Here is a 12,919-nt window from a genome sequence, read left to right on the forward strand (position 1 = left end):
CTATCTACCTCCTTTAAATTTTGAAAGAATTTCTTTTATTCCATAATGTAATCTTGAGCGTACAGTACCAATTGGGCAATTTACCACAGCACTTATTTCTTCATAACTATATCCATAATAATGTTTTAATATAAATACAATTCTTTTATCATCAGGCATAGATTTTAATATTTTTAAAACCTCCTCTAATTCTTCCTTTCTAATTATTTCTTCTTCTAAAGAATAGGAAGATGGAATTATATCTAATAATATATCTGTTTCCTTAATCCTTCTTAAATAATCTCTATATTTATTTGTAGCTATTTTTATAAGCCATGTTGAAAACTTAGCTTTTGGGATAAATGAATCTATATGAACAACAGCTGATAATAATGTATCTTGAAGAATTTCTTCAGTTAAATCTTTATTGCAGGTAAGTTTTAATATATATCCTTTTAATAGTGCTAAATTATTACTAATGAGTATTTCAAAAGCATATTTATCTCCATCTCTAGCTCTTTTTATTAAGTTTTCTTCATTAAAATTATCTAAATCCATTTAACTTACCCCTTTTTGCTGTTTTCATATATTAAACGCAGAAGTTTAATAAAAGTTCACCCAAAATATTTTTATTTTATTATAGCAAAAATTCCCTTTGATGCATTTCTACACCAAAGGGAATTAAATATGTAATTTAAATTTATCTAATCTCTATATTAAATAGCAAATAATATAACAAATAACGCTGCAACAATGTATAATGGTTTAGGAATTTCTTTTCCTCTACCTGTAAATAACTTTATTAATACAAATGATATAAATCCAAATGCTAAACCATCTGTAATTGAATATGTTAAAAGAGTTAATATTAATGTTAAGAATACAGGCACTGCTTCTGTTATATCTGAAAAATCTATTTTGCTTATAGGTTCCATCATTATACATCCTAAAACAATTAATACAGGAGCTGTAGCATACCCTGGTATAACTGTTAATATTGGTGAGAAGAATAATGATAAGAAGAACATAGCTGCTACTGTAAGTCCTGTAAGTCCTGTTCTACCACCTTCTGCAATACCTGAAGCTGATTCAACAAATGCAACTGGTGTTGAAGTACCTAAGCAAGCTCCTACTGCTGACCCTATGGCATCAGCTGTTAAAACTTTGTCTGCATTTTGAACATTACCTTTTTCATCTAAATATCCTGCTTTTGAAGCTAACCCAATTAAAGTCCCAATACTATCAAATACATCTATAAATAACATAGAAAGAATAGCTGGAATTATTCCAATTACCATCGCACTCTTAAAATCAAATTGCATGAATACTGGTGCAACTGATGGAGGCATAGAAACTATTCCTTTTGGAAGTTCTGCAACACCAAAAATTAAACCAAGTATGTAAACAGCAGCCATTCCTATCATGAAAGCTCCCTTTACATTTTTGTATGACAGTACAGCTATTATAACTACTCCAAGTAAAGCTAATAATACTGTTATATCTTTCATATTTCCAATACCAACTAATGTAGATGGATTAGCAACAATTATCTTTCCACCTTGTAATCCTATAAATGCTATAAAAAATCCAATTCCTATACTAATCGCATGTTTTAATGATTGTGGGATACTATCAATAATAACTTGTCTTATTTTAAATACACTAAGTAATAAAAATATAATTCCTTCTATAAGTGAAGCTGCCAAAGCTGTTTGCCATGAAAAGTTCATTCCTAAACAAATTGAAAAAGTAAATAAAGCATTTAATCCCATACCTGGTGCCATACCAAATGGATAGTTCGCTAAAAGAGCCATAATAACTGTTCCTACAACTGAAGCTAACGCTGTTGCTGTAAATACTGCACTTTTATCCATTCCTGACTGACTTAAAATATCAGGATTAACAACTAAAATATATGCCATAGTAAAAAAAGTTGTTATTCCAGCTAATATTTCAGTCTTAACATTCGTATTGTTTTTTGACAAATGAAACATTTTTTCTAAAATGCCACTCTCTGTCTTGTTTAGCGATTCTTTTGATACATTGTTCACTATGAATTCCTCCTGTTTTATTAGGTGTACAACTATTGCTGACACTTAAAAAATAATAATTTTTATTAGTCCTAAAACTAACTTTTATATAAGAATTTAACAAGAATTTGCAAATATTAGTTAAAGAAACCCCTTTGTGTTATACAATACAAAGGGGTTTGAAAGCAAACTAAATACCTGCAAACACCCATAGTCAGACAATTTACGGTAGTCCGGTAGAAACACTTAGACCTTATCACTAAGCATATACGGGTAACTTTTATTTCGACACTATTAATGCTACAATAATTCGTCTCATAAATCAATAGAAAAACAAAAAAATCCGAATATTTTTTTGTTTTATTATTATATTATTTGTATTTTAAACTTAATTTATGTAAATTCCTTCTTAAAAATAGCAATTAATTTATTACAATTACCAAAATAAGTTTTGAAAATCTAATAAAGGTGAAGCATGATTTTCTCAATCTTCTCCACCTAATAATATTTAAATTGTATTTTTAATTGATGTTTGAGGATATAACGTTGTCCCTTTTATTGAAAAAATAATTTCTTTAGTTAATGGTACATTTTTTTCATCTATTATAGTTCTCCACCATTCCCATGCAAGGCCTGTACACTCTCCAACCTTTACCGATATATTCCTTGAATTCCCTTTTAAATATATCCGTGTATTAAAATGAGCTGTTTTACCTTTATTGTTATCTTCCCATGCTTTATGTTCAACAATTTCATTTCCATTTTTATCATAATTAACTTCATCCCATGTTACAATAAATTTTGCAACATAAGCTCCACTATGGTCAAGTATTATTTTTCCATCATTATGCTCTGTTGTAGTTGTCTCTATATATTCTGTTTTATTATTTGTGCAAGCAATTTTATTATCTTTTAAGAATGCAGTTGTATACGAAATTGGATATCCTGGATTTTGTGAACTATATACTGAATTATTCTTAATAACATTTCTTATATCATCAAAATTCTTAGAAATTATTTTATTATGTTCTTGTGCCCCTCCACCTAAAACTACTGCTGTAAATGAACTTTGATTAATTATATCTTGATATTCTGCATTAGTGCTTACTCCTTGATTCTCTATCAATGCATTAAATGCAGCTTTAACATTTGCACTCTTAGAAGTACTTTCAAGTTTAACATAAATGGTTCTCCCATATGAAACACTTGACACATATGCAGGTGGATTATCATTATTTACGCCCCTTACAGTTAAGTCATTATATGTTACATTATCTCCAAATAAATCAGATGGTCTTTGAGGTGAATCTATACTTGCTGTATAAAAAATTTGCTTATACGCTACTATCATAGCCTTTTTTTCACCTTTATATATAGAATCAAAATCTATATTCAATCCATTTTCTAAAATTTTAAAGTTTCCTCCAAACTTTGCAGCTAATTGCGACTTACTATAAACCATAGTATCTGTGTAACTCATTCTTGTAGGAATACTATATCTAGAAGAATATTTTGTATTCCAAGTATCTAATATTGAATTTAATGAAGAATTAACTGAAGAGTATGTAGGTGAATTAACAATTGTTCTACTATCATCACTCATACCTGGTAAATCAACACTCAATGTAATAGGTTTTCTTTCACATGCAATTATGTCAGGTTTATTTTCTATTAAATTTCTATTTGCAAGCTGAATAGCTCCTGGATAAGTTCTATTATTAGTTGAATCGATAACAGATATATCAGAACTTATATCTGAGATACTCTTTTTAGATCTTTTTATTTCTATGTATTTGTTATTATCTTGATACCCTTCAGATGGAACAAAACTTTCAACAGTTTCTCCATTAAATGATAGTATTTTATTAGAATCATAAGACAACCTATAAATATTATTATCTATATCTTTGCTATTATTCTGATTTGACAAAATATTAGCAGTTTGTCCATCATTAATTGATGTTATATCTTGTGTTTTATTAAGATTTATATTTCCATCTTTTATGGTATCAAGAAATGAATTATTTTCATAAGCATAAGCTACTTGTCCACTACTATAACCTAATACACAACTACTTGTAATTCCAATAACTCCCCCCCATAATGTTATTGATTCTAGGATTTTTTTTAATTTCTTCATAAACTTTCCCTCTCCCTGAAAAAATCCATGACATTTCATCATGGACTTAAGAAATATTAATTAAGCTCTTACATCTAAGTTCATACCTTTGCTTGTGTCTACAGCCATTTTTCCCATCATACTTGTCATTTCACTTGCCATCTCTTTACCATTATCCATTGCCATCTTCAATACAGATGTTGAAACAGCACTTTTAATAGATGATTGACTCATATACATCGATAATGCTGCTATATCCATACAACCCACCTTCTCTCTATATAACTTAAACCTACATTTAATTATCGTTAGTGGTATAAATTACTTAATGATTAGTCTTCTTTCTAGAACTAACAAATTATACTTAGAAGTATTTTAATGTCTATCCCTTCATAACCAAATCTCTATAGTATCCTCCACTCTTCACAAGCTTATCATGATTACCTATCTCTTGAACTTTTCCATTCTTCAAAACTATAATAATATCAGCATTTCTAATTGTAGAAAGTCTATGGGCAATTATTAGAGTTGTCCTTTCTTTAGTTATATTCTCTATAGCTTTTTGAATTAATATTTCTGTTTCAGTATCAATATTAGAAGTAGCTTCATCTAACACAAATATAGCTGGATTATGTGCTATTGCCCTAGCAAAAGAAATTAACTGCCTTTGCCCTGCTGAAAATGTACTTCCTCTTTCCATAACTGGTTCTTCAATTCCTTTTGAAAAACCTTTAATAACTTCTTTAGCATGAGATATTTCTAATGCCTTCTCTATAACCTCTTTTTCAATGTTATCATTTAATGTAATATTCTTTTCAATAGTTCCAGAAAACAAAAACACATCTTGAAGCACTACTGAAATATTCTTTCTAAGGTCTCTCTTTTTTATAGTATTAATGTTTACTCCATCAATTAATATCTCACCTTTTTGCACTCTATAAAATCCACTTATTAAACTTATTATAGTAGTTTTTCCTGCTCCTGTTTCTCCTACAAATGCAGCAGTTTGCCCTTTATCTAAGGTAAAACTTATATCTTTCAAAATCCAATCCTTATCATCGTAAGAAAACCATACATTTTTAAATTCTATTTTTCCTTGAAAATACTCCTTATTTACCCCTAAATCTAAATTTTCTAAATTCTCACCTTCATCTAACAATTCAAATATCCTATCTGCAGAAACTAAAGCTGATTGAATTGTTGTATAATTATCTCCTAAATCTGCTATAGGACTAAAGAATTGTTTTATGTAGTTTGTAAAAGCATATAGTACCCCTATGCTTAAAGTGTTATCTGAAATTCTTCCCATTCCATACCACACTAATATAGCTACTGCTAAACTTTGAAAAACATCTGCTGCAGGTTTTAGAAAACTATTCATCCATACTTGAAATAATGTAGCTTTAAAATATTCATTATTTAACTTTGTGAATTCTTCCTTCTTTTCATTTTCCCCATTGAATAACTGTATTATATTCATACCTGATATATTTTCAGCCATGAACCCATTTATTCTTCCAATAAGGCTTTTCATTTTTGCAAAGTTTCTCTTTATCTTAGTCTTTAGAAGAAATACTACTCCAAACATTATTGGAACTACACAAAAAGAAATTAAAGCAAGTTTTATATTTATAGCTAACATGGTATACACTATACCTATTATCAAAAAAACATCTTTAAACAAATTAATTAAAACATCTGTATACATTTCACTTAGAGATTCTACATCATTAGTTGCCCTAGTTATCAACTTTCCTGAAGAGGTTTTATCTAAGTACCAAAGTGGTAATAATTGAATAGTCTTAAATACTCGCCCTCTCAAATTTCTCATTATCTCTTGTCCTACTTTATTAATCAAAAGCACCTGACTTATTGAAAAAAATCCACTTAAAATAACAACTACAAAATAAAGAATTCCCATAGTTGTTATTGAAAAAATACCATTTTGCTCTATTTGTTTTGTTAAAAAATCATCTACTACTACTTTCAAAATATATGGTTTAACTAACTGAGTTCCATTTACTAGAAGTACACATATAGATGCTAAAATAATCTTCTTCTTATAAGGAAGCATTAACTTTAATAACCTTGTAAGTGTTTTTTTCTTGGGAGACTTCATTTCTTTATCACTTATCTCCTCCTTGGAATTGAGATTTGTAGATACCACAATATATCCCTCCCTTCTCAACTAATTCTTTATGAGTTCCTCTTTCTAAAATTTCTCCTTTATCAAGAACTATAATTTCATCAGCTTCTATAACGGCTGATATTCTGTGAGCAATTATTATTGATGTTTTATCTTTTCTTAATTTTTTTACATTGCTCAAGATTTGCTTTTCTGTAATAGTGTCCACAGCTGAAAGTGAATCATCTAATATCAAAACTTCTGGATTTTTTATCAAAGCTCTTGCAATAGCAATTCTTTGTTTCTGACCACCAGATAAATTAACTCCTCTTTCTCCAATAACAGTATCTAATCCCTTTGGAAATTTCATAATACTATCATAAATACAACTATCTTTAGTTGCTTTTATAACCTCTTCTTTTGAATATATACCCTTAAAAAATTTAACATTTTCTGAAATAGAATCATTAAATAAAAAATTCTCTTGCATAACAAATCCCAAGCTATCTCTATAACTTTTAAGTTCAAAATTATTTATGTCTATCTCATTAGAAAAAATATTTCCATTTGGAATATTATACATCCTTGCAATTAACTTGACTAAAGTACTTTTCCCAGAGCCTGTCTTTCCTACTATCCCTAAAGTATGTCCTTTAGGAATAGATAGATTTATATCATTTAAAACAATTTCTTCAGAACTTGGATAGCTAAAGGTTAAATTTCTTACTCTTATATCTCCTCCAGGTGAAATATTTATAGGCTTTTCAGCTTCTTTTATAAAAACCTTTGTATTAAATATTTCATTTAACCTATTAAAAGAAGCCATACCTCTTTGGAATATTGTAATAATACGCCCCATAGAGATTACTGGGGCCAATATCATAGTTAGATATCCATTAAAAGCAATAAAATCTCCTAAGGAAATACTTCCTCTTAAAACCATCTTCCCTCCAATAATTAGGTTTAGTACAAAACTGATTGCAAAACAAATTTCAATTAGAGGAGCTAGATAAGCTGATACTCTTATCATATCTATATTGGATTCTGCCATTTTATCATTCAGTTTTTCAAAATTATTTACTTCTTCATCTTCTTGAACATAAGCTTTAATTACTCTTATTCCATTTATATTTTCTTGAACCCTATCAGAAATAAGAGCAAAATTTTCTTGAACTCTTTTAAATCTTTTACGAACAATATTTCCTATTTTAAACATTACAAATATAATTAATGGGATTGGAATTAAAGATAGTATTGTTATGATCCAGTTTATTGATTGTGACATTGAATAGATTGATATAGCACATATTACTATTCCATTTATAGATAATGCTGTTGCAGGCCCAAATGTCATTCTAACAGCATTTATATCATTGATTGCATATGCGATTAAATCTCCTGTTTTACTTTTGCTATAAAACTCAGGAGATAACTTTTGAAAATGATTGAATAATTCCTCTCTAAATTTGCATTCCAAGTTTCTAGCATTTCCAATTATAAGATTTCTCCATGCATAAGTAGATATGAATGTTCCCAAAGCAATAAGTAATATATATACTATATTTAAATATACAGATTTAGGATTAAAGTTATTTTCTTTAAGTATGTCTATTGTTTTTCCTAGAACTTTTGGGAAAAGTGTTTGAATATATGAAGTAAGTAACATAAATATTATTCCTAATATATATGAAATTTTATGTTCCTTTATAAAGTTTATTAATATTTTTTTCCCCACATATACTCCTCTTTTCAATATTAAATATTCATTATATTAGTATACTAAATTTTCTAATTATAGTAAATAAATGTTAATTAAACCACTTCTAAATACAACTCCTTTTTGATAACAATAAAAATATCCCTACAGCTTTTTGCAATAAGGATATTTCTATTTATTATAATTTTTTAAACTTTGAATTTTCCAACTACATTCATTAATTCTTCTGATACTTTCATTAATTCTTTTGTACGCTCTGATGTACTCTTCATTGCCACTTCTTGCTCTCCAATGCTTGCAGTAACATTTTCTGCTGATACTGCCACTTCATCTGTTATTAATGATATTTCCTCTATGGACTTAAGTACACCCTCTTTATTTTTATTTAATTTATTAATACTTATTACAAGAATTTTTATTTGTACCATAATATTATTTATAGATGTTGCAATACCATTAATTGATTCAATTGACCATCCCATCATCCTATCAACTTCATCACAAATACTGCTAGAACCACCCATTTTCATCTTGCTTAAAATTAAACTTTCTTTATTTTTATTTATAATTTCCTCAATCTCCTTTATAGCTTCAAATGAATTTTCTGTAAGTTCTCTTGTTTTTTTATCATCATTTTCTTCTGACTTTTTCACATCATCAAGTAAATTTAATTTTAATGCTTCAATTTCCTTATAACTTAACTTAATTTTCTTTACAAGTTTTTCTAACATTTCAAAATCAATTAAGGATTCATCTATATTTTTTCCCATATCCTTTACAAATCTAATATTTGAATTTAACTTTTCACCTAAAACATATATTGATTGACTACCTTGTTCTTGCATCCTTTGAAGTTCTATAGCATTATCTGCAAGAGTTGTGATGCTATCCACACTCTCCTCAATCTCTTCTGCTAGATTATCTAATTTATCAGACCCTATTTTAACGGCTCTAGCTTGCTCACTAGCTCTCTCTAAAAGTTGCTCCATAACATTCGCCATCATAGTTATTGATTCTACTGTTTCATTTTCAGCTGTAGAAATAATATCTGTATGTTGTAAAATCTGAAGTGAATTTTTCTTTAAAACTTTAACAATCTTAATTAATTCATCTCTTTGATGAATTAAGCTTTCTATCATAATACCTGTTTCATCTTTATTAGATCTCATCTTATAAATACTTTCATCACTATCCGTTAAATCTAGTTTTGCTAACTTCTTTATAAACCTAGTAGCTGTTTCTATTGGTATAGATATTTTTCTACTTATAATTAATCCTAAAACACTTGAAAGCACTACTCCTACTAAAATAACTACAATCATAAGAGTTGTCATTTTCTTTAAACCATAAAAAACTTCTTCTGTTGGAACTCTAATTCCAATAATTTGGCCATTCTTTAAGGTATAGTAACCTACTAGAGTTTCTTTTCCTTCAAAGTTTACTTCCAAGTATGATTTTTTATTGCTTTGCATCTCCTTTATAATATTATTATATTGTCCATTTTTCATAGTTGCTAAATTATCTTCAGATGTCTTTTCTTTATCTACTATGAACTCATAATCCCTATCTAGCAAGAAGGCATTTCCTGTGTCATATAATTTAGTATCTATAATCATTTTTTGCAAATTTTCAAAGGATATATCAAGCCCAGCAACCCCTAACAACTTATCATCCTTATAAACTGGCATTGTATATGAAATCATTTTTATATTATTACTTTCAGGATCAATATATGGCTTTGACCATACCCCTGTATTTTCTCTTATAGGATTATAGTACCAAGATAATTCTTTATTATCTTCATGATATTCATCTATTTTATATGAATTATAATAAATTCCACGTTCACCAGTATGTTCATCATAGAAATATGCTAAATCATAAGGCTGTTCTCCTCCTATAAGTTTAGGATTAAAATTAATATATAACCCAACAATCCCTTTATTACTGATTCCTATACTTTTAGTCAAAGAAGCAAATTGACTTTGAAATGAATCCATATACTTTGGATCAGTAACCTTAGATATGTCTATATTATCTGATATTACTTGTGCATATTCCCTTACAGTATTTTCTGTCTTTTCAATTTCTATGGAATATTCATTCCCTTTACTTTCTGCTATGCTTAACATTTTTCCATATGCTTCATCTTTTATTACACTTGTTGATTTTTTAATAGCTGTTATTCCAACAACTGCAGAAATTAAAACAGAACATACTAATATGGATATAATTATTTTGTTACTAATTTTCTTCTCCAATTTCAATTCTCCTCTTTCACCGAATATTTTTACAAAATTTTATTCGACCATTTTTTACAGCTCTATACACATGGAGTAATTTGTTTAATTTAACTCAATTTTAATATATATATCACATTTATTTTGTCGAATCAAAACAAAATAACTTAACCAGCTTCAATAATTTTAAATTATAGCTAATATTTCCACATTATAAATAGAAATATTTCTACCTATAATTAAACCCTTTATCTACAGATATCCTATTTAGAATTTTAAAAATTAATAAGGACCTACTATGTAAGTCCTAAATAAAAACTTTTCTAATTTTTAAACTTTTTTACCACCTTGCTAAGTACCTTCGATACTTCCTTTAACTCTTCAGTACGCTCAGCTGTATTTTCCATTGCAACTTCCTGTTTATTGATATTCTTAGTAACATTCTCTACTGATAAAGCTAATTCTTCTGTTATTAATGATATTTCTTCAATTGATACAATCACCTCATATTTGTCTCTATCAACCTTTTTTATATTGGTTACAAGACTCTTTATTTGTTTCATTGTATTATTTATTGATTCTCCAATACCATTAAATGATTCTCTAGATATGCCCATTACATTACTTGCTTCCTCTAAAGCCACTTTAGAATTATCCATATTAGACTTTCCTAAACTTATTTCCTTTTGAATCTGTCCTACAATATCTTGTATTTCATTAGTTGATTCAGCTGACCTTTCTGCAAGTTTTCTAATTTCAGCAGCTATTACAGAAAATCCCTTACCACTTTGTCCTGCTTTCTCTGATTCAATAGATGCATTTAGTGCTAGAATACTCGTTTGTTTAGAAATTGAACTAATCATAGTTATAATTTCTCCTATTAAATTAGATTTTTTAAGTAGAGAATCTATATTATCACCTACACTCATAGCTGCTTCAAAATTTGCCTCCAATTTTTCATTTAATATATTTATTGATTGAACCCCTTGTTCCTTCACTTTTTGCATATCTTCTGAATATTGTTCAAGTTTTGAGATACTTTCCACAATCTCTTCTATTTGCTTAGCAAGATTATTCAACCTATTTAATCCATTACTTGCCTCATTTGCTTGTTCTTCTGCCCTCCCTGACAATTCTTCCATAGTTGCTGAAATTAAAGCAATTGATTCTACAGTTTCATTACTTGATGTAGAAATAATATCTGTATGTTCTAAAACTTCAAGAGAATTACTCTTTAAAACTTTAATAATTTTTATTAATTCATCTTTTTGCCTAAGTAAACTTTTCATCATAAGCCCTGTTTCATCTTTATTTAAAGCAATACTATTAATATTTTCATCATTATCTGTTAAATCTAATCCAGATAATTTCTCTATACACTTAGTTGCAATTTCTATAGGCTTACTTATTTTCCTACTTATATATAGTGCTAAAACAATTGAAATCAAAACACCTATTGCTATAACAGACCCCATAATAAATGTTAAGTCTCTCATACTTTTAAGCAATTCATCAGTGGGAACTTTAACTCCAATAATTTGCTTATTGCTTAAGGTATAGTATCCAATTACAGTTTTTCTTCCTTGAAAATTCACTTCTAAAACTGATTCTTTTTTATTTTTAATATCCTCTGCAATGTAATTATATTGTCCATCTTCCATAGTACTTAAATTATCTTCAGATGTTCTATTCTTGTCCACCAAAAATGTATAATCCTTATCTAATAAAAAAGCACTACCTGTATCATATAGATTAGTTCCTAGAATCATTTTCTCTAAATTTTCATATGATATATCTAGTCCTACCACTCCAATCAGCTTGTCATCCTTATAGACAGGCATAGTATATGAAATCATTTTTATATTATCACTTTCAGGATCAATATATGGCTTAGACCAGATACCTTCCTTTGCTTTTATAGGTTCATAATACCAAGCTAAATCTTCATTGCTTTCATTGTAGTCATCCATTGTATATGAATTGTAACTTATTTCTCCACTATAATAGGCTAAATCATATGGATTTTCTCCTTCTGTAAGCTCAGGATTAAAATTAATATATAATCCAACTATTTTTTCATTGCTAAATCCTATACTTTTAGTTAATGAAGCAAATTGATTTTCAAATGTATTTATATAATCTATATTATTAATCTTAGACACATCTATTGCATCTGATATTATTTTTGCATATTCTTTTACTGTGTTTTCAGTCTTTTCAATCTCTATAGAATATTCATTGCCTCTACTTTTTGCTATATTTGATATATTATTGTATGCTTCATTTTTAATTACATTTGTAGATACTTTAATCCCTATTATCCCAACTGCTACAGATATTAGAATTGAACATAATACTACACATGCAATTATTTTTGTACTAATTTTATTTCTCAATTTCCTTTCTCCCTTCTAAGCATAAACCACCAACATATTTACATAATTTATCTCAATGAAAATCAAATAAATTTTTCTTAGTAAATTTTAAATAAATTGATTTATAGTTTTCACCCTAATAGTGTCGAAGTTTGCACGCAAAAACTTAAGCTTTTTGAGTAATATTATTATTAAATTAATTTTTCTCTTCTTTTATATTTCACCTTACTATTTGAACTTATAAAAGACTTTATTTAAATATATGCAATATAAAAAAGGCACTATATCTCAGGTATCACACCTAAAACACATTGCCTATAATCAATTTTTCCTT

At 27.9% G+C, this 12,919-nt stretch carries 8 protein-coding genes and 1 riboswitch; all 8 genes read right to left on the reverse strand.

Features of this window, described 5'->3' with window-relative positions; translation table 11 throughout:
• Nucleotides 1-537, reverse strand: a complete 537-nt coding sequence (gene sigY, locus NNC19_RS18265; protein WP_310940122.1) for an RNA polymerase sigma factor SigY — start codon at nt 535-537, stop codon at nt 1-3.
• 158 nt (nt 538-695) lie between these two features.
• Nucleotides 696-2,030, reverse strand: coding sequence for an NCS2 family permease (locus NNC19_RS18270; protein WP_310940123.1), 1,335 nt, complete (start codon nt 2,028-2,030; stop codon nt 696-698).
• A 170-nt stretch (nt 2,031-2,200) separates the two neighbouring features.
• A riboswitch (purine riboswitch) is annotated at nt 2,201-2,302 on the reverse strand.
• Nucleotides 2,303-2,517: 215 nt separating this feature from the next.
• On the reverse strand, nt 2,518-4,149 hold the full coding sequence (locus NNC19_RS18275) for a thiol-activated cytolysin family protein (protein ID WP_310940124.1): 1,632 nt from the start codon (nt 4,147-4,149) through the stop codon (nt 2,518-2,520).
• Nucleotides 4,150-4,209: 60 nt separating this feature from the next.
• Complete coding sequence (locus NNC19_RS18280) at nt 4,210-4,389, reverse strand: YjfB family protein (protein WP_310940125.1); 180 nt, start codon at nt 4,387-4,389, stop codon at nt 4,210-4,212.
• 121 nt (nt 4,390-4,510) lie between these two features.
• Nucleotides 4,511-6,295 carry an ABC transporter ATP-binding protein gene (locus NNC19_RS18285; RefSeq protein ID WP_396136452.1) on the reverse strand — a complete coding sequence of 595 codons (1,785 nt, stop codon included), beginning with the start codon at nt 6,293-6,295 and terminating at the stop codon, nt 4,511-4,513.
• Nucleotides 6,255-7,988, reverse strand: a complete 1,734-nt coding sequence (locus tag NNC19_RS18290; RefSeq protein ID WP_310940126.1) for an ABC transporter ATP-binding protein — start codon at nt 7,986-7,988, stop codon at nt 6,255-6,257. Before NNC19_RS18290 ends, NNC19_RS18285 begins: the two co-directional genes overlap by 41 nt.
• A gap of 170 nt (nt 7,989-8,158) precedes the next feature.
• Nucleotides 8,159-10,231, reverse strand: coding sequence for a methyl-accepting chemotaxis protein (locus tag NNC19_RS18295; RefSeq protein ID WP_310940127.1), 2,073 nt, complete (start codon nt 10,229-10,231; stop codon nt 8,159-8,161).
• Nucleotides 10,232-10,533: 302 nt separating this feature from the next.
• A complete protein-coding gene (locus NNC19_RS18300; protein ID WP_310940128.1) occupies nt 10,534-12,606 on the reverse strand; it encodes a methyl-accepting chemotaxis protein in 2,073 nt (690 codons plus the stop codon).
• Between the last annotated feature and the right edge of the window lie 313 nt (nt 12,607-12,919).

The sequence above is a fragment of the Clostridium sp. SHJSY1 genome (assembly GCF_031626875.1).
Taxonomy (GTDB): Bacteria; Bacillota; Clostridia; order Clostridiales; family Clostridiaceae; genus Clostridium.

Excerpts from the sequence above, each read along its gene's own strand:
- sigY (WP_310940122.1), bottom strand. The coding sequence starts at position 537 with ATGGATTTAGATAATTTTAATGAAGAAAACTTAATAAAAAGAGCTAGA.
- NNC19_RS18275 (WP_310940124.1), bottom strand. The coding sequence starts at position 4,149 with ATGAAGAAATTAAAAAAAATCCTAGAATCAATAACATTATGGGGGGGA.
- NNC19_RS18280 (WP_310940125.1), bottom strand. The coding sequence starts at position 4,389 with ATGGATATAGCAGCATTATCGATGTATATGAGTCAATCATCTATTAAA.